We start from the raw sequence: 19,085 nt of genomic DNA, 5'->3' as shown, positions 1-19,085 counted from the left end.
GGATGTGAGGGTTTAAAGGTTGCCGATAAGTTTGAGGCCGATGATCGTTGCGTTCGGGATGACGGAGGTTTCCCCTGGTCGCATCTGGTATTCGAAAGAGGGCTGGAACAGCAGGCCTGGCATTATTGGAATGCCATAATAGGCTTCCAGCGTTGCTGTATGGGTCTGTGGACCATTCACGCCTGCCGGAAAGGGTAATCCGGCCTGCTGGAGAAGATTTTGTCCGAGCGTGAGGCGCTTACTGATCTGGTAATAGGAGTACATCACCCCAAAGCGGTCGAGCGGACGAAACGGAATGACGCCAAGAAGCGAGGTGCCGACGTAAAACTGGTCTGAGAAGACAGAGACTTGCGGGGTATTGTGAATATATCCTGCCATCAGATAGCCTCCTGCCATCTGATGCAGACCATGACTGCGGTAAATCATTTGATCGGCCTCAATATAGAACGTATCGCGTGCTTGAGGCCTCCGCACGGCATAGCGAAGGGCCATGGAAGAGGGAACATTTCCAATCAGGTCCGCGAAGCCGCTGGTGTCGTGACCAAAGCCCAGTTTGTAATGGCCTGGCAGTTTCCGGGGGCCGAAGAAGGGCTCCCACGTCAGTTCGATCGGGAGCATGACGCCGGTTTGCTTCTCGCTGCCCCATGCCCATCCTGATGGATTGGATGTGAGTACGGAGGACGCATAAACGCCGGTTCTTAACGTCAGATCACGTGTTGGGCGCAGTCGAACTGTGCCGCCCCATGTTGCCTTGGGATAGACGCTCCATCCCTGAGCGCTCTTGATCCCCACCGGGGCAGAACATTGAATCATGAAGGTGCACAAGAGCAGGGACGTGCCATAGGTATGGGTGAGGGTGAGGCGACCAAGATTGATATTGATGCTGTTGCGTCGGAAGGATTTTTCGACATAGAAATCTGCCAGATGAGCAGCCATGTGCCCGGAAAGGCTGTAAACTTCGGAGAGTAGAATACGTCGCTCTCCGACGTGATCGAAGCTGATCTGTCGGCCTGCCCGTTCCATCAGAACGCCATGCAAAATCCAGCCATTCAGGCCAAGCAGCTTTCCAAGATCGAGGTTGTTGATCAGTGTGAGTTCATGGGCATAAGACATGCCTCGGCTCAGGCCTCCGCTTACGTTGGCAAGCGCTTCTCCTTTATAGGCGAACTGGAATGTGTAGCCGTGTTTGCCAAGCCATGCTCTTGCAGGGGATAGTTGTGGAACCAGATTGCCGAAGGCTTGGGCAGGCACGAAATAGCCCGCAGACAGGTCGCGTTCCCTCAATGCATCGTCTCTGTGATTGAGGAGCGCAGACAGGCTTTCAGTATTGAAAAGGCTTTCGAGCTGATTGGGGTCTGAGAGATGTTCTCTCAGTCTGGGGTGAGTAGATGTGGCATGTGTTGTTTTTGTGTCCAGTTGGGACTGGGGTTTCGAAAAATTTTTATCTGATTGCAGTTGTGTAGAGGGCGCGTTGGGAGCGCTTCTAGCAGAGTGGATCGTTGAAAGCGCGACAAGTAATATGATACCTGCCAGCTTTGTGCTCCCAGATATTTTTTTATTCCTGACGTGCGATAAAGACGACGCAGACCATTGAAAGAAAGTATCGCACATAAATCCAATATTCCGGATCGGCATAGATTGTATATAAGGGGAAGGTTTTTTTTGCATGTTGTGTTCTTATTGTGAGCCACAACATGCTGTATTTTCACTTGGTATTTTTTGAATTTATTGATCTCGTGCAAGTTTTTCGACGCTATTGGATGTAATTTCCGAGATAGAGCGTGCTCCAGTTAGCGTCATTGCAACGCGGAGTTCTTTTTCAATGATGTCCAGCACGTTCGAAACTCCGCGTTCTCCGGCTGCTGCGAGTGCATAAACAAAGGCGCGCCCAAGAAGAACGGCATCTGCTCCGCAAGCGACCATTCGCGCTATATCCAGCCCGCTGCGGATCCCTGAATCAGCCAGAATTTTCAGATCCCCTTTAACAGCATCCGCAATTGCGGGAAGGGCTCGAATGGTAGACAGGACACCGTCAAGTTGCCGTCCACCATGATTGGAAACGACGATCCCATTCGCACCAAATTTGACGGCGTCTTTTGCATCTTCAGGGTCCAGAATACCCTTAATGATCATTGGGCCTTCCCAGAAATCCCGGATCCATTGCAGGTCTTTCCAGCTTATTGAGGGATCGAAATTACCTGCGAGCCAACCGATATAATCTTCAAGGGCTGTAGGCGTACCGCGATATGTTGAAATATTACCCAGGTCATGCGGGCGCCCACGCAAACCAACGTCCCAGGCCCATTGCGGATGTGTTACAGCCTGAGCATAGCGGCGCCATTTGGCCATCGGGCCGGACATGCCCGAATGGGCATCGCGATAACGTGCGCCGGGTGTGGGCATATCGACCGTAAAAACAAGAGTGGTTACGCCAGCGGCTTTTGCACGCTCCAGCGCGTCTCGCATGAAACCGCGGTCTTTCAGCACATAAAGCTGAAACCAGATTGGTTCCCGAACTGCAGCCTGTACTTCTGCGATTGGGCAAACCGAGACGGTAGAGAGGGTAAAAGGAATGCCTTTGCGGCTTGCGGCGCGTGCGGCCTGTACTTCGCCTCGACGGGCATACATTCCTGTCAGCCCAACTGGGGCAAGGGCGGCTGGAAAAGCCAGTTTGCGACCAAATAATTCAGTAGAAGTATCCAGGTCGGATACATTGCGCAAAATACGCTGTCTCAAAGCAAGATCCGCGAGGTCTGCAGTGTTTCTTTTTAATGTATGTTCAGAATACGATCCACCATCAATGTAATGGAATAAAAATGGAGGAAGTTTTCGAACTGCTGCTTTTCGATAATCCGTCGCTGCAGAAATAATCATTGCAACTCTCCTTGGCGGTGATCTGATCCCGCTTGCGCTTTGCTTATGTTTCCGTCGGGCCGTCTTTCTTGCGGTCCGTCTAGCGCATTGTCTGGAAGAGAAATGGTTGGACATCCATTCGCTGAAACTGGCGTTATCCATATGTTTTCGATATATAAAAATTATTTTTTATAAAATACCTATATGTTTTAAGGGTTTAGAGGGTGCGTGTGCTTCTTGATGGATCTCTATCAAAGAGACGTGATTACTTTCTGTGTTGTTTGATTTTTAGTCAAAGGGGTGTTTTTTATTTTGGGAAATTGGGACTATCCAATTTCTTTTTACTTAATCATCTGGTAACTAATTGGTTAATACTTCTCCATTTAGGATTTTACAGGATTTAATTTTCTCACGACGCCGCACTTGAAGGCGTTGGTCCTGCCTCGTTAATTACGCTTCAGCAGGATGTGTGGAAAAATTCTCTGTTCGAGAAATCACGTGATGATCGTTTAAGGCGCTGAAACAGGTGTAGATGGGAGTGATGCGGTTGGCATTCGTCCAGCGAGTTCGCTGAGAAGATGGTGAAACCGTGCGCTCGGCCCTGAGAGTTCAGGCTGGCTGGAGGCCAGGGCGATAGAGGCGCGGGGCATAGGGCCGTCGATAGGATGGAATGTCGCGCCCTCAGCGTGGATTTGACTCAGATAGGCGGGAACAATCGAAACACCCATCCCGGCTGCCACCATGGGAACTGTTGCCGCAATCTGTGGAGTGGACTGACCCAGTCGGGGTGTAAAGCCCGCTTTCTGGCATGCTGCGATAATCGCGTCATAAAAACCGGGGCCAAGTTCGCGTTTGAAAATCAGGAAAGGTTCATTGGCCACGGCAGAAAGCGGTATACGGTCCTGCTGCGAGAGGGGGTGGCCTTTGGGAATGGCCAGAACCGTGGGTTCATCAAACAGCGGGTGAAGAGTGATACGCGGATCCGGCGCTGGCGGGCGGACGATGGCGATGTCCAGCCGGTGTTCATGCAAAGCTTCGCAGAGTGCAGGGGTATTACTTTCGTCTAAAGTGATGACGATATCTGGCCAGCGTTCTCGAAACAATCGGATAGCGCGCGGAATGAGGGGGAGGAGGGCGACTGCTCCCGCCATACCAAGGCGCAGTCGTCCTTGTTCGCCTCGTGCCAGCCCACCTGCCAGTAAATAGAACTCGCGTTCCATCTCCAGAATATGACGCGCCTTTGCCAGGAGGTGTATGCCCCCTTCCGTCAAGGTGGCTCCCCGCCGGGAACGATGAAAGAGGGAAAGCCCCAGTTCTGCTTCCAACGCTTTGATCTGCTGACTGAGTGGAGGCTGTTCGATATGCAGAGCTTCGGCTGCACGGGTAAAACTCCCGTGATCCGCAATGGAGACGAAATAGCGTAAGTGGCGCAGGTCCATGATCCATATGTATCATATATGGAAATGCATTCAACTATATATTGGACTTTATTCCGCATCCTGCCGAGAGTCGTGTCAGACATTCCTCAGAGGATATCGTGATGAGCTTTACTGTTGGACATTATCTTGCTGAACGGCTGACGCAGATCGGTTTGAAAGACCATTTTGCCGTAGCGGGAGATTACAACCTCGTCCTGCTGGATCAGCTTCTAGAGCACGGCGGCATGCGCCAGATCTACAGCTGTAATGAGCTGAACTGCAGCTTTTCTGCTGAAGGATATGCGCGTGCCAAAGGGGCTGCTGCAGCTATCGTGACGTTCAGCGTCGGTGCTATTTCAGCCATGAACGGTCTTGGTGGATCTTATGCCGAGAACCTGCCTGTTATCGTGATTTCGGGCGCGCCCAATACGAATGACTATGGTTCGGGGCGCGTGCTGCATCATACGATCGGCACGACGGACTATAATTACCAGCTTGAAATGGTAAAGCATGTCACCTGCGCGGCTGAGAGCATCACGGATGCTGAATCAGCACCAGCCAAGATTGACCATGTCATCCGCACGGCTCTTCGTGAAAAGAAGCCAGCCTATCTGGAAATTTCCTGCAACGTGGCTGCGGCTCCCTGTGCTCGCCCTGGCCCGGTAGACTCCCTGCTGTCCTATCCGGCTCCGGACGATGCCAGTCTGAAAGCCGCTCTTAAGGAAGCGGAAGAATTCCTCAAGCAGCGTGAGAAGGTTGTTATCCTTGTTGGAAGCAAGCTTCGTGCGGCTGAAGCTCTTGAGGAAACCGTAGCTCTGGCGGACAAGCTGGGTTGTGCCGTTACAGTCATGAGTGCGGCTAAAAGCTTCTTCCCTGAGACGCACCCGGGTTTCCGTGGCGTTTACTGGGGTGAAGTCAGCAGCCCCGGTGCAGAAGCGGTCGTCAAAAGTGCAGATGGCGTCATTACGCTCGCACCTGTCTGGAACGACTATTCTTCCGTGGGTTGGAATGATCTGATCCGTGGTGAGAACGTCCTTGAGGTTAACCCGGACCGCGTAACGGTCAATGGCAAGACGTTTGAAGGCTTCCGTCTAAAGGAATTCGTGAAGGCTCTCACGGCACAGGCTCCTCATAAGCCTGCATCCTTGACCGGACGCTATGAGCCTGTCGTTCTGCCAAAGGCTGAACCGTCTGCTCCACTGACGAATGACGAGATGACGCGTCAGATCAACGCCTTGGTGGATGGTAACACGACTCTTTTCGCCGAGACGGGCGATTCCTGGTTCAATGCGACCCGTATGCATCTGCCGGAAGGCGCGCGCGTTGAATCCGAGATGCAGTGGGGGCATATCGGCTGGTCCGTCCCGTCTGTTTTCGGGAACGCGGCAGGCTCGCCGGAGCGTCAGCACGTTCTGATGGTCGGTGATGGCTCGTTCCAGCTTACGGCTCAGGAAGTTGCACAGATGGTTCGGTATGAACTGCCGGTCATTATTTTCCTGATCAACAACTATGGTTATGTGATTGAAATCAAGATTCACGACGGGCCATATAACTATATCCAGAACTGGGACTACGCCGCACTTGTTAATGTCTTCAATGGTGGCGTTCCAGGTGAAGCAAGTGGCAAGTCGGGTCTGGGCCTGAAGGCTACGACGGGTGCAGAACTGGCGGAGGCTATTGAAAAGGCGAGAAAGAACACTCGTGGCCCAACTCTGATCGAGTGTAAGCTTGATCGCACGGATTGCACAGATGCGCTTGTCGCATGGGGTAAGCGCGTGGCTGCTGCCAACTCCCGGAAGCCACAGCGTAGCTAAAAGTAAAAATCTGAGACGGAAAAACCAGAGCCTTTGCAGGCCCTGGTTTTTTTATGTCACTGGCGCTCGGTCTGGTCTGTCGGCATAAGGCACTAACCACGGTTCCAGAGTATCCGTATGAAGTTCTGCGGTACAAAGAATAGAAAATATTGTGGTGGATAGAAGGTCGCTCATGCGGAGTTTTTTGGTGTGAAGAATAATATTGCAGGAAAAGTCGGCGCCGATATACGCTCCGCATGTCGTATTCTGTTTGCGACAATTATCTTCTGTGTTGGCATTGCGCTTTTGGCTGGAGGGTTCCGTCTTATTCTTTTGGGCGGATCTCTTTATTATTGCGCCGCAGGCTTGGCGTATGTGGCCATTGGTATTCTTATGTTTCTGCGGCAGCGTTTGGCTTTGCCTGCGACGGTTGCGGTTTTTCTCGCCACTTTGCTTTGGGCGTTGGCTGATACGCCGGAAATCGGTTACTGGGCGCTGCTGCCTCGTCTGACCGTTCCAGCGGTCCTCTGTGTTCTGGGACTATGGGGAACGGCGACACTTGCAAATGTTGGTTCCGGGGCTCGCAAGGGCAGCGTTATCGGTGGTGCGGGTCTTGTACTTGCTCTTCTCGTTACGGTGTTTGAAGCCTTTACACCGCATGGTGCCATCCACAATGAGAGCGATGTTGCGACCCGCGCTAAAGATGTCGTGGCCAGTGATGATGTTCCGGATGACTGGGCGTATTTCGGTCGAAATGCACATGGAACACGTTATGTGCCGTATACGGCCATTACGCCTGAGAATGTTCGCAATCTAAAAGTTGCCTGGGTTTATCACACAGGGCGCCGCGTGACTGGGACTGGTACGGGCGTTGATGAAAATACGCCGCAGCAGATTGGGAATGTTCTTTATTCCTGCACCCCGGAAAATAAGGTTGCTGCGATTGAGGGCGATACGGGGCATGCTCTGTGGACGTTTGACCCACAGGCACATTCCGCAGAGCACGTAAGCTGTCGTGGGGTAGGATATTACGATACCGACAAAGATCTGACGCTGACAGCCGAGGAAAAATCTGTCGATCTGGAGGCGCCTTGCCGTCAGAGCGTCATTGTAAACACGGTCGATGCCCGTCTGATCGCTCTTGATGCACATACGGGAAAGCTGTGCCCGAAGTTTGGAAACAATGGCGTGGTCGATCTGAAGTCCCGCATGGGGCCGGTCGAAAACGGCAAGCGGTATCATCCTACTGGTATTCCAGTCATCATGGGACATACGACGGTGATTGGTGGCTGGGTGCGCGATATCGTGCATGGCGAACCTTCGGGAGCCGTGCGGGCATTTGATGTGCGGACAGGAACACAAACCTGGACATGGGATGTTGGTGATCCGGATAACGCCAATGCCACAGACCCTTCCAAGACCTATACTCTGGAAACACCAAATGTCTGGACTATTCCGACATATGACCGTGATCTGAACCTGGTCTATCTGCCGACGGGTGGTGGCCCGCCGGATTATTGGGGTGGTGATCGCGATGCAGTGAAAGAGAAGTTCGGGGCGGCGATCGTGGCGGTTGATGCTACGACTGGGCAGACAAAATGGGTATTCCAGACGGTTCATCATGATGTCTGGGACTATGATATTCCGTCCCAGCCGGTTCTTTATGATGTGAGTAACGCCAAGGGTGAGAGAGTTCCTGCTCTGATCCAGACCACAAAGACGGGCAATATCTTTGTCGTTGATCGTCGGACCGGGAAGCCGGTGACAGATGTGGTCGAGAAAAGTGTTCCACTCCAAGGTGCGGCGGAAGGTGAGCATCTGGCCAAGACACAGCCATTTTCTGTTGGGATGCCGGGTATCGGCAATAAGCCGCTTACGGAAAATTCAATGTGGGGCGTGAGCACGTTCGACCAGCTCTACTGCCGGATTATGTTTCGTAACTCTGTTTATGAAGGTCCATTTACGCCACCTGGCGAGAAGCCCTATATTGAATATCCAAGTCTGCTTGGTGGGATGAACTGGGGCGGTATCGCTATTGATGAAGCCCGGGGCTTGATGTTCGTGAATGACATGCGCGTACCGCTGCGCATGATGCTTGTGAACGAAAAGAACGCTTCTCATTACACAATTTCGATGGATGAGGTTCCAGGCTTCATGGGCACTTTGCGCCCGCAAGTGGCAGGCCCTTATCGTGGTGTTCGTATTGATATTCTTCAGTCGCCATTGGCTGTACCGTGTAATACGCCGCCATTTGGAACGATGAACGCCATTGATCTGCATACGAAGAAGCTGTTGTGGCAGGTTCCTCTTGGAACGGTGAAAGACACCGGCCCTATGGGGTTGAAGACTCATATGTCTGTACCAATGGGGCTGCCGACGCTGGGAGGCCCAACAGCTACGGCATCAGGTGTTCTGTTTTTCGCGGGGACGCAGGATTATTATTTAAGAGCGTTGAATTCATTGACGGGTAAAGAGCTGTGGAAGGCACGGCTGCCAGCCGGAGCTCCGGCAGCACCTCTGGTGTTTCGTTCTCCGAAGAATGGCAAGGAATATGTCGTGATTTCGGCAGGAGGCATGAGCCACTCGCCAGATGTAAGCGATGAAATTATTGCTTACACGCTGCCTGATGGAGAAGGGGAATAACTATTTTATATTGACCCAAGGTATGATTCCTTGGGTTAATTTCGATAAACGGTCTTGATCGTTATGAACAGGATGGAAGATAGAAGCAAAGATCGCCTGTCTTCCATCCTGTTCTTTGGGATTACTTAGAGGATCATGGTTTAAAGCACTTTCTCCCATCCTCCTCCAAGAGCTCGATATAAATGCGCTACGGATTGAGCGACGTTTGCGCGGGCTTCAGAGAGTGCACTCCGGGTTGATAGAAGAGCACTTTGTGCTGTCAGGACATTCAGGAAGTCTCCAGCGCCCTGACTATATTGTAGTTGAGCAATATGAACGGCTGTCTCGTTCTCCGTGACACTTTCCTCCAGCCGCTTCTGACGCTCCTGAGCGGTGCTCAGATCGGTCATGGCGTCGTCGATTTCTTCCCAGGCATGCAGAATTGTTTTCTGAAGCGCGATCGCCGCTTCTTTCTGCTGGGCTTTACGAAGATGAAGCTGGCCTGTAAGGCGCCCCCCTTCAAAGAGCGGCAATGTCATGGTCGGACCAAAGCCATACTGACGAGAGGCCCAGGACCCAAGTCCACTAAACTGGAGAGCCTGAATATCGAGGCTGCCAGAGAGGGTGATACGCGGGTAAAAATCTGCAATGGCGACGCCGATGCTGGCTGTCGCGGCGTGCAGGCGCTCCTGTGCAGCACGGATATCCGGTCGGCGGTCTGCCAGTTGTGAGGGCAGGCCGGTCGGGATGATTGTGGGTACAGGCGGAATGGCGCCGGGTTTACCGAGGGTGTTGGCCAAAGCGCCGGGTTCACGGGCGACAAGGAAACTGAGGGCATTGATGAGATGCACTTCCTGACTTTTCAGGACAGGAAGGCGCGCCTCAAAGCTGTGCATCTGCCCGCGGGAATAAGCGACGTCGAGTTTGGTCGCTGTTCCTTGAGTAAAGCGGAGATTTGTCAGATCCACGCTATGACGTGCGATCTCGATGCTCTGCTGCGTGATGGCGATCTGGGCCTGAATATTTCTAAGCGCGATATAATTCTGGGCTGTTTCCGCCATCAGGGAAACAAGCACATTGCGCTGCATGTCTTCCGTGGCATGCATGGCTGCCGTAGCGGCTTCAACCTGCCGGCGAACATGCCCCCAGAAATCGACTTCCCAAGACGCGCTCAGCCCATATTGTGGGAGATTAAAGGCGGGATTGCCCTTGGCGCCATCAGCTGCCGCAGGTCCGAAGCCCTGCGCTCCGCTGGCGACATCCCCGGGACTGGCCTGTTCAGTCGTTCCCAGAAGGCCGAGGATACCGTTGGTGCTGGCGCGCTCGCGCGCATAGGACGCAGCCCCATCCAGCCGGGGCATCTGTGCCGCACTGGCAATGCGGCGCTCCGCCTGGCTTTCAGCAAGGTTCAGGGCGGCCGTCCGCAGATCCAGATTGCTGCGGACAACCTCTGCTTCAAGCTGTGTCAGAACAGGGTCGTTATAGAGGTGCCACCATTGTGGATCGAGTGCGGCTTCAGTTGGATGATCTGTCTCTGGGGCGACACTCTCATGATAGTGCGCGGGCGAGTTGTCAGTCGGCTTATGATAGTCCGGTCCGACTGTGCAGGCGCTCAGTGCTGTGACGGACAAAAGAGTGGCTATTCGCGGTGATAGGAAAAAGCGCATGGACTGTCTCACTGCCAAGCGTAACGGTTGTCGCGGGCATGTGGTCCTTCCGGCTGTGAGGTCGTATCCACTTCCGCTTCAACGGACATACCGACGCGAACCTTGGCCGCCAGAGGCTGCCCGGCATCGAATGTCAGCTTAACCGGCACACGCTGGACCACCTTTGTGAAGTTGCCTGTCGCATTATCCGGCTGGATCGCAGCGAAGGCGACGCCAGTCGCTGGGGCCAGACTGTCCACATGGGCATGGAGCGGATGGCCGGGGAAGGTATCAACCCAGATGGTGGCCCGCTGGCCTGTCTGCATCTTGGTGAGCTGGGTTTCCTGAAAATTGGCCAGCACATACGCTTTCTGAACAGGCACGACAGCCAGCAGACCTGAGCCCGGGTGAACATACGCGCCAATACGAACACCGCGCTCACCGACAATGCCGTCAACGGGTGCAGGGATGGTGCAGTAAGACAGGTTCAGTTCGGCCTGATGTTCGGCGCTTTGTGCTTTAAGCAGAGCACCCTGCGCCCGCTGGATTTGAGCCTGAAGAACCGGGATCTGCTGCCGGGCGCTGTCAACGCCAGCTTTGTCACGGGCGAGGGCTGCCATGGCTTCCCGGAGATGGGCGTCAGCGCCCTGCTGTTGCTCAAGCGTGCTGGCGCCTCCAGCGGAAAGATTATGGTAGCGGGTGGCGTTCTGCTGCGCGAAGGCCAGACTGGCCTCGTCAGCCTTGACGGTATCGGATGCTGCGGCAATCAGGCTGTCCTGACGGGCCAGCATGGCCTGAAGGTTGTTCACATCGCCTTCTGCGGCTGCCACGTCACCTTTGGAGGCGGCAAGGGCTGCGCGATAGTCGTCGTCTTCGATATGGGCGAGTTCTTCGCCAGCGTGAACGGTTTCGTTGTCTTCTGCCAGAACGCGGTCGATCCGGCCGGAGACTTTGGGGGCAACGGTTGTGAAGTCAGCCGTGACATAGGCGTCATTGGTTTTTTGATGAACGCCGTCACCCACGAAGAAATGATCGGCACTCCAGGCCAGTCCGGTCAGAACTACGACGGCACAGCCGGCGAGAAGAAGAGGCTTTCCATAAATCATGTCTGAGAGATCCGGATCTTAATGTGCGGGGGCGGAGATTGGAGCCGCCGGAACGGGAGTAGAGACAGGGGCCGAAGCAGGCTGGGGAGCCGGGCCTTTGCCGGGTGGATAGACGCGTTTCGGAAGAATGAAATTCAGAACGACGTAACCTGCACACAGCACGGCAACTACCAGATAGATATCGGCCAGAGCCAACACGACAGACTGTTCGTGCAGGTAGTCATGAAAGATTTCCAATGCGTTGCGGGAAACATGCGCCGTATCCGGGGACGTATTCTGGATCGCGCTCTCAATCGGATTTCCCATGCTGGACAGGGACGTCGCGTTATTGCCGGAGCGGTCCAGGAGCATGTTGGAATGATACTGCTCGCGCCGCCTAAGCAGGACTGCGAACAGGGCCGCAGCCACCGCATTGGCCATTCCTTTGAGCATGTTCACCATGCCGGAAATGAACGGACCGTCCGCCGGGCCAAGGGACATGGTTGCCAGCATGAGAACGGGAATGACTACCATGGGCTGCCCTACGATCTGGAGGCCCTGTAGAAGATAGAAATTATCCCGCACCCAGTCCGGCGTAAGCCAGGTTCCGAGGAATGCCGCCAGCCCGAGGCAGCTCAGGCCGATGCCCAGCAGATAACGGCAGTCCACCGACCGCATGTTGCAAAGGGCCGCTGTCAGCGGAAGCATGATGAGTTGTGGCAGAGCCACCATCAGGGCGATAGGAGCTGTCTGGGACGGGCGGTATCCGCGCACTTCCGCCAGATACGTGGACGGAATTTCCATCATCAGACCGCAGATGACCAGAACGCCCACAAGGGTAAGCATGGACATCGCGATGTTGCGGTTCTTCCAGTACTGAAGGCGGAAGAACGGACTGTGATGGTGCCATTCGTGGAACAGGAAACCCACAAACAGCGCACCGCCCCAGAATGTCAGATGGGAAATGATTGGAGAACGGAACCAGTCCAGTCGATCGCCCTGATAAAGGACTGTGACCACGCACAGAATGGATGGCACGCCGATGAAGAAGCCACGCCAGTTGAACTTCATGAACCGTTCGAGATGCACCGGGTCTCTGGGAAGGCCGTAAGCCATCATGGCGATGGCAATGGCGCTCAGGGGAATGACTTCCCAGTACAGCCAGTGCCAGCCGAAGTGCTCAAACCACAGAGCTTCCAGCGGTCCACCAAGATTGGGGCCAAATGTCGCACTCATGGCGTACCCACCCACACCAAACACCTTGATGGGCGGTGGCAGATATTTAAGCATCACGGTCATGAGGACGGGTGGCAGACATCCCGCACTGAGACCCTGTGCCGCACGCAGAAAACACAGGGACACCATGTCCGGCATGAAGGGCAGGGGAATGGACAGAAGAGCCAGAACTGCCGTCATGAAGATCGAAAAGCGGTAGATTGAGAACGTCATGTAGAACCATGGCGTGAAGGCCATGGCGGCAATGTTGAAGGCTTCGTAGGTCGAGATGAACCACGTGCCTTCATCACGGCCGATATGCATGGCGCCGCGGATGTCCGACAGGCCGATTTCGGTGATGTGTTCGTTGAACCCTGCGACATGCACAGCCAGCAACATACCAAGACACCCGATCAGAGTGCGTATCCCGAAGGGGGGCATGTAGGACGGTTGCGCGGGTGGCGCTGCGGTTTGTGAAGGTGATGCCATCAGCTGCTCTCTTGGTGTCTGAGCGCATCTATCGGGGTAACTCTGTGAGGAGAAAACCCTCACTTCGAACAGGTTAGGATTTCACTTTTTGGAAGGATAGATGAGAAGTCTTTCATTTCTGTATGTTGGACTTCATCGTTCCTGTTTATGGTCACGGGAATGTTTGCTGTTACCTGAAGGAAGGAAAGTGCCATGTCGGAAAAGCAGTCGCTCGGACGTCGCTATGATCTGGATCTTTTGCGTTATCTTCAGGTTCTGGTGGAGGAACAGAGCGTTTCTCTTGCTGCGCGACGGCTTAAAGTCAGCGAGCCTGCCATGAGCCGGCACTTGGCCAAACTCAGAGCTGTTTTCGGCGATCCAATCCTCGTTATGTCAGGTCGCAGGATGGTTGCGACAGCCTTTGCGAACCGTATCCGCGACAGAGTTCAGGTGTTGGTGCGTGAAGCGGACGATCTGTTAAGTGAAGGGGCAACTCTCAACCTGCAAGGTATGGCACCTCTGTTTACTATTCGTGCTAATGATCTTGTTGTTGGTGCGTTTGGGCGGGTTATTCTTCTGGCGCTCCGTCAGGACTGCCCGGACTGCCGAATTGTTTTTTCGCCTGAGTCCGAGGAAACGGCCAGTGAATCTCTAAGGGGAAACAGGATAGATCTTTATATTGGGGCTACGGATGATCTGCGCCCTGAAATTATGCGGAAAACTCTTTTTGAAACGAATTTCAATGCTCTGGTTAGAAAAAACCATCCAATATTCGATAGAGAAATTACGCCCAAGGAATTGGTAAAGTATGATCATGTTAGCGTATCACGAAAAGGAAAGCAGAATGGTCCTATTGATACCGTTTTAAAGGAGAGATACGGGTTATCTCGTAGAATTGCTTTAGTAGTTCCAACGTATTACTCTCTTATTGAATCCATGAAGGAGACGGATGTTATACTTCCTTTGCCGGAAATTGTTACTGATCGGCTGCCACTGGCTTCATTGGGTTTGAAGACCTTTTCCTTCCCCTTTGATCTGCCTGCTGTTCGCGCGTTTCAGGCTTGGCATCCTCGTGTAGATGCTGATCCTCTTCATCGCTGGTTTAGAAATACGGTTTATTTCGCTATTCGTGAAGAACAAGATCGACTGATCGAACGGACAAAGGGCGACATGAACACGAAGCTGTAATGCGTTCACCGATCAGAACGGACGACCGCTGAGCTTTTTCATGACTGCGGGACAGATCAGCCGATTATACCGGTGCCGCTGCTCTGCTGGACAGTCTTCCTGCCGCACAATGGATGCTGGCGGACCGAGGTTATGACGCCGACTGGTTCAGGGACGCCCTGGAAGAGAAAGGGATAAAACCCTGCATTCCAGGACGGAAATCTCGCGGAAAACCGGTCAAATACGATAAGAGAAAATATAAACGCCGCAACCGTATCGAAATTATATTCGGAAGGTTCAAGGACTGGCGGCGGGTCACAACCCACTACGACAAATGCCCGAGCGTCTCCTTCTCAGCCATCTGCCTCGCCGCAACCATTATATTCTGGTTATGAATCCTGAGCCTAACGATAGTTTAGAAGTTTGATGTTAACTGCCCACCAATAACCGCAGCATCTTTGAATGTCGTTGTGGCTCCCGGGCGTTGAAGATACTGAAAGTCGGCCTGTAAGGTTGTACCGCGCATGATATGGGTGCTGTAAAATGCCTCGTAGACATTTTCCCAATTCTGTACCCCATAGACAGGGCCCCACTGATTAGCCAGAAAAGGAAGCCCAAGAGCCAGAGAGGATTCCTGCTGGAGGGAAACGGTGCGGCTCATGTCCATGTGTTGAAACATGATACCTGCCTGATCGCCACTGCGGTGCCAGGGCGTTCCACTCTCGACCGCGCCGATCCATTCATGGTCTCGCATGGCGACGAGATTGCCTTGCGCATATCCCACACCTCCAAGCAGAATGAGACCGTCCGTGATGCCAGGTCCGTTGCGAACCAGCATCTGGTCGAACATGAACCAGGCAGATGTCATTCCAGCTTCATAGCGGCGTTCCAGCCCTGTAGCCTGAAACGAATTTCCGTTGATGTCCTCATAGAGGTTGGGATAACGGGAGTTGTCGTACCAGGCACCAATCTTGTAATTTCCTCGGAGCTTGTTTTTGCCAAAAGATGGCATCCAGCCAATTTCAATCTGTGAAGAGACTTTTCCCAGACCACTCTGTGCCAAAGCCCAGCCGGATATCCCGCCATTGTAACTATGCGGAGAAACCGCGAAAACACCGCCCATAATGTAAGTTTCTTCGGTCGGTCGGAGACGCAGTACACCGCCGAGATTTCCTGAGGGCCAGTCTCGACCGCCTGGAACATATTTTCCGGGCGCGAAGTTACTGCAAACCGAGACGTTCATAAAAGAGCAGGCAACATAATCGAAAGCAAAAAAACTGCCCGTTGGAATGTCACCCAATGACAGGATGATACGGTCATTCAGGAAGGACTTATCTGCATACATGGAAACAAGATGAGCCACGACATTGCCGCGGGCGCCATAGATCTGTTCCGGGTTGGTGACTGAATCCCCAAGCGTATGGCTGAAGCTTCGCCCATGACCGTTAATCACGAGAAGATGAGTCCAAAGACCCTTGATCCCCGCAAGCTGTTGCCAGTCTACGTCCAGCTCTGCTGCGACCTGACCTGCAAGAACATTATCCCGTGTCCGGCCACCTGTAACATTGGCCATATATTCTTCGTTAAGGGCGACGTTCAGATACATGCCGTGTTTGGTCAGCCATGTCTGCGCGCCTCCCCAGTCTCCGAAAAGATGAGGGTTTCCGTACAGAGATGGGACCAACGGCCCCACTGCGAATGTGCCGACGCCTTCCATCGCGAAAGCGCGGGACTTGTAAGAGTCAGGCGTAGAGAGGTTTTGAGACGTTTCGCTCTGTGCGAACGCATGACGGCTGGAGCCAACACTCCCGAAAACCGCACACAGAAAAAAAACAGCCAGTTTTTTCCTGTGCATGTGACGTCGGGTTTTCATTCCGTGGTCTTTGCCTTTGAGGTCTGCAGTGACTGCGGACTGAGCCAGATGAGCGTCAGTTTCGCCTTCGCCACCGCTGAGGCCAAGAGCCCCCACAAGTTCATTGTTCACCATGATCGGGTATCCTCCACCCGCGGGCAGGGCATTGGGGAGCGTGCTGATCATGTAATTTCCACTATTGAGGGCATGTTCCATGTCAGCAGTCGGGCGGGCGAAGGAAAGGGCAGTCTTGGCCTTACGGATCGCCAGCTCAATGCTCCCAAGTTGGGTGCCATCCATTTTTTGAAAAGAGACAAGATTTCCGCCTGCATCGACAATAGCGATGGCGACGCGGTTATGACTGGCAGTTGCCAGTTTCTTGGCTTGGTCAATGAGAGTATTGGATGTTTCCAGATTCACGGTCAAATCCTTTGCTGATGCGAGACCAGTCAGACTTGCTGATGCGATGAAAATACTTAGAAAAGCGCCAATAGCGTGGCGTTGAAACACTGTGTTCAAAAGACTTACCCCTGTTTCAGGTCATTGAGAATGGCATCTGCCGCGCGTAATGACAGTGCGGCCATTGTTAACGTTGAATTGACCGTACCGGACGCTGCCATGGTGGCGCCTGTTGCAAGGAACAGATTGGAATGATCATGAGTCCGGAGCCATTTATCGACCACTGAATCCCGTGGATCATGGCCCATGATAGTGCCGCCGGTGATGTGGTTGTTGGGCGTAAAGTACGGAGTCATCTCGATTTCCGTAGCGCCCATGGCTTTGGCGATATCCATCAGTCGCTGTCTTGAGATGGCAGCTGACTTCCGAACATACTCTCCAACATCGTAGGTGACTTCAGGATGTGGAATACCGAGCGCATCCTTATGGTCTTTGGAGAGAACAAGACGGTTGTTGGGGTCCGGGAGGACTTCATGGTTGGCATAAATGTCCACACCATGCGCCGTACGACGGCGGATTTCTTCATCCAGCTTCTTGCCAACCAACCCCATGGACAGGGCTTTCATGCCGGCGCGAGAGTTCTGGGCCGTATTGTTGTAGCCGATCTGCGTGGCAGCATACTCCGAGCGGAAGTCGCCATCACGGAAGTTGGTGATGGAACTCATCTGGACTGAGCCTCCACCAGCCCAGATGGGTTCCGCAGACTGGAAGCTCATGCCGATGCCCGGATGGTCCATCATGTTCCGGCCAACAAGGTCTGATGAGTTGGCAATCCCATGAGGGTTTCGATCATTTGCCGCCAGAAGCAGCAGTTTCGGTGTTTCGATCCCGTTTGCGGCGATCACGAATGTTTTTGCAACGACGCGATGGGACTGCTTGTCGGGATCATAGAAGCTAATCGCTGTGATCCGGTTTTTTGCATCCGTTTCCATCGCGTAGACGACAGCATTGGGGATAATTTTTGCGCCCAGCTTTTCCGCTTTTATTGCCGCGTATACGCCGTTGTACATCGCGCCAATCGGGCAGATTGGCATGCAGTTGTTGTTGCCACAGCATTGTGGTCGGCCATCATAAGGACGGCTGTTCCGTGCCTGCGGAACAGGAGTGTTTGAGAAACCGAGCTTGCTGACGATCTCCGTGAAAGTCCGGTCTCCATATCCGTAAGGCATGGAGGTCATCGGCCATGGATTTTTGCGAGGCGCAGACGGTGTAATCTCTTCGCCGTTTGGTCCCATCACGCCCATTTCGCACTCGGCCTCGTAATAGTAAGGCTCAAGTTCGTCGTAGCTCATGGCGTAATCGCGGCCCACGCCATATGTGGAATGCAGCTTGAAGTCGTTGGGCAGGTACCGCCAGCTTGAAGCCGCCCAATGCCAGGTTGTACCCCCGACGCCTTTGATGATTCCCTGTTTGTAAGCCGTCCGGTCCGGGCCTTTGACAATCAGGTAGTTATTGTCTGGGAAGTAGTTGGTATGCGGGGCCCAAGGTACGCTGGGGTAAGGTGTTGCATAATCGTACTGGGACTTGTTGTCAGGCGGCATGTTCCGCCAGTTTTCTACGATCTGGGAGCGGTCCCGGCGGGGACCTGCATCCAGGAGCAGCACAGAAAGTCCGTTGCGGACGAGTTTGTGGGCGAGCAGGGAGCCGCAGATTCCTGCTCCAATGATGACGACATCAGCCGAAAGCGTTTCATTAGACATGATTTTGACCCTTGAATCTTATTTAAGCGGAACGCTTTTTGCGACGGCTGATCAGCCACCAGAGGCCGCCTACCACCAGAATGGCTCCCAAGATGCCACCAGTTCCGAGAAGCAGCATCGCGCCCGGGCTGGCGAGCTTAGCGAGAGGAACCTGTTTTCCGCCCGCCCGCACCTGTTTGACCGCATCTGCCGAGACCGTGGCCTGGGCATTGCCAAAGTGACTTAAAACGTAGTCCGCGATTGTGGCGATCTGCTCATCTGTCAGGGGCTGTACGAGAGAGTCTGGACCAAAAGCCGGCATCAGGATTTCGTGGTTATCCGTTGTGCGGTCCACACCGTAAAGAATACTGGCGATCAGATCATTTGGATTGAGCTGTCCGGTCGTCGTATTTCCTACGAGGGACGGATAATAACCGTCTTTGGACCCTTTACCGTCAGATTGGTGGCAACTGGCGCACACAGCCTCGTAGAGCGCAGCACCATCGGTTGTTTTTGTCAGAGTACTATTGCTGCGACGGGAGTTAGCGTCAGCAACACTGTAACTGGATGGGCGGCCGGCATGCTCAAAATTAGCGACTGTTTGACCGCTTTCTGCCTTTGCTGGAACCGAACGCAGATATGTAACTATGGCAGAAATATCGGCATCCGGAAGATATTGTAGGCTATGCTCGATTGCTTCTGCCATTGGTCCTGCTGCACGAGCATGTGCGGTTTTTCCAGTCTTCAGATATTGGAAGAGATCCTGATCCGACCAACTGCCAATACCGCTTTGAGGGTCATTGGTAATATTTGGCGCACGCCATGATC

The 19,085-nt window shown here is 53.5% G+C and carries 11 protein-coding genes and 3 pseudogenes; 4 read left to right on the top strand and 10 right to left on the bottom strand.

Annotated elements, in window-relative coordinates; genetic code table 11:
• Positions 1–12 precede the first annotated feature (12 nt).
• The 3 genes from GJA01_RS14080 to GJA01_RS14070 form a co-directional block, all read right to left on the bottom strand.
• Positions 13–1,374: a carbohydrate porin gene (locus tag GJA01_RS14080; protein WP_253783160.1), complete on the bottom strand. Its 1,362-nt coding sequence runs from the start codon at positions 1,372–1,374 to the stop codon at positions 13–15.
• Positions 1,375–1,725: 351 nt separating this feature from the next.
• The gene (lldD, locus tag GJA01_RS14075) at positions 1,726–2,874 is read right to left on the bottom strand and encodes an FMN-dependent L-lactate dehydrogenase LldD (protein WP_062502833.1); all 1,149 of its coding nucleotides are present in this window, start codon (positions 2,872–2,874) and stop codon (positions 1,726–1,728) included.
• A 488-nt stretch (positions 2,875–3,362) separates the two neighbouring features.
• Positions 3,363–4,292: a LysR family transcriptional regulator gene (locus tag GJA01_RS14070; RefSeq protein WP_062502832.1), complete on the bottom strand. Its 930-nt coding sequence runs from the start codon at positions 4,290–4,292 to the stop codon at positions 3,363–3,365.
• Positions 4,293–4,393: 101 nt separating this feature from the next.
• Between GJA01_RS14070 and GJA01_RS14065 the strand changes: the two genes are divergently transcribed.
• Both GJA01_RS14065 and GJA01_RS14060 read left to right on the top strand, forming a co-directional pair.
• A complete protein-coding gene (locus GJA01_RS14065; RefSeq protein WP_062502830.1) occupies positions 4,394–6,085 on the top strand; it encodes an alpha-keto acid decarboxylase family protein in 1,692 nt (563 codons plus the stop codon).
• Positions 6,086–6,274: 189 nt separating this feature from the next.
• Positions 6,275–8,707, top strand: coding sequence for a membrane-bound PQQ-dependent dehydrogenase, glucose/quinate/shikimate family (locus GJA01_RS14060; protein ID WP_216634295.1), 2,433 nt, complete (start codon positions 6,275–6,277; stop codon positions 8,705–8,707).
• Between the two features lie 140 nt (positions 8,708–8,847).
• Here the strand turns inward: GJA01_RS14060 and GJA01_RS14055 are convergent, their stop codons facing one another.
• From GJA01_RS14055 to GJA01_RS14045, 3 genes are read right to left on the bottom strand one after another with little or no spacing between them, the layout of a single operon-like run.
• Positions 8,848–10,353, bottom strand: coding sequence for an efflux transporter outer membrane subunit (locus tag GJA01_RS14055; RefSeq protein ID WP_172794449.1), 1,506 nt, complete (start codon positions 10,351–10,353; stop codon positions 8,848–8,850).
• An 8-nt stretch (positions 10,354–10,361) separates the two neighbouring features.
• Positions 10,362–11,438: an HlyD family secretion protein gene (locus GJA01_RS14050; protein ID WP_062502828.1), complete on the bottom strand. Its 1,077-nt coding sequence runs from the start codon at positions 11,436–11,438 to the stop codon at positions 10,362–10,364.
• Between the two features lie 18 nt (positions 11,439–11,456).
• Positions 11,457–13,121: an MFS transporter gene (locus GJA01_RS14045; RefSeq protein WP_062502826.1), complete on the bottom strand. Its 1,665-nt coding sequence runs from the start codon at positions 13,119–13,121 to the stop codon at positions 11,457–11,459.
• A gap of 192 nt (positions 13,122–13,313) precedes the next feature.
• Between GJA01_RS14045 and GJA01_RS14040 the strand changes: the two are divergent.
• Together GJA01_RS14040 and GJA01_RS14035 are read left to right on the top strand one after the other, a co-directional pair.
• Positions 13,314–14,249, top strand: a pseudogene (locus GJA01_RS14040) (LysR family transcriptional regulator); the annotation flags it as partial.
• Positions 14,244–14,662: pseudogene (locus GJA01_RS14035) on the top strand (IS5 family transposase); the annotation flags it as partial. The pseudogenes GJA01_RS14040 and GJA01_RS14035, both read left to right, overlap by 6 nt.
• A 20-nt stretch (positions 14,663–14,682) precedes the next feature.
• Here the strand turns inward: GJA01_RS14035 and GJA01_RS14030 are convergent.
• From GJA01_RS14030 to GJA01_RS14015, 4 genes and pseudogenes are all read right to left on the bottom strand, one after another.
• Complete coding sequence (locus GJA01_RS14030) at positions 14,683–16,122, bottom strand: carbohydrate porin (RefSeq protein ID WP_099282458.1); 1,440 nt, start codon at positions 16,120–16,122, stop codon at positions 14,683–14,685.
• A 108-nt stretch (positions 16,123–16,230) separates the two neighbouring features.
• Positions 16,231–16,539: pseudogene (locus tag GJA01_RS14025) on the bottom strand (GlcG/HbpS family heme-binding protein); the annotation flags it as partial.
• 104 nt (positions 16,540–16,643) lie between these two features.
• Positions 16,644–18,278, bottom strand: coding sequence for a GMC family oxidoreductase (locus GJA01_RS14020; protein WP_062502822.1), 1,635 nt, complete (start codon positions 18,276–18,278; stop codon positions 16,644–16,646).
• Between the two features lie 22 nt (positions 18,279–18,300).
• The coding region (locus GJA01_RS14015) for a c-type cytochrome (protein WP_145993803.1) at positions 18,301–19,085 on the bottom strand (785 nt) is incomplete at its 5' end.

Source organism: Gluconobacter japonicus (assembly GCF_002723975.1).
Classification (GTDB): domain Bacteria; phylum Pseudomonadota; class Alphaproteobacteria; order Acetobacterales; family Acetobacteraceae; genus Gluconobacter; species Gluconobacter japonicus.
The sequence above is the reverse complement of the archived record's forward strand: the minus strand, read 5'-3'. Positions and strand labels throughout refer to the sequence as shown.

Excerpts from the sequence above, each read along its gene's own strand:
- GJA01_RS14030 (WP_099282458.1), bottom strand. The coding sequence starts at position 16,122 with ATGCACAGGAAAAAACTGGCTGTTTTTTTTCTGTGTGCGGTTTTCGGG.
- lldD (WP_062502833.1), bottom strand. The coding sequence starts at position 2,874 with ATGATTATTTCTGCAGCGACGGATTATCGAAAAGCAGCAGTTCGAAAA.
- GJA01_RS14050 (WP_062502828.1), bottom strand. The coding sequence starts at position 11,438 with ATGATTTATGGAAAGCCTCTTCTTCTCGCCGGCTGTGCCGTCGTAGTT.
- GJA01_RS14055 (WP_172794449.1), bottom strand. The coding sequence starts at position 10,353 with ATGCGCTTTTTCCTATCACCGCGAATAGCCACTCTTTTGTCCGTCACA.
- GJA01_RS14045 (WP_062502826.1), bottom strand. The coding sequence starts at position 13,121 with ATGGCATCACCTTCACAAACCGCAGCGCCACCCGCGCAACCGTCCTAC.
- GJA01_RS14070 (WP_062502832.1), bottom strand. The coding sequence starts at position 4,292 with ATGGACCTGCGCCACTTACGCTATTTCGTCTCCATTGCGGATCACGGG.
- GJA01_RS14020 (WP_062502822.1), bottom strand. The coding sequence starts at position 18,278 with ATGTCTAATGAAACGCTTTCGGCTGATGTCGTCATCATTGGAGCAGGA.
- GJA01_RS14065 (WP_062502830.1), top strand. The coding sequence starts at position 4,394 with ATGAGCTTTACTGTTGGACATTATCTTGCTGAACGGCTGACGCAGATC.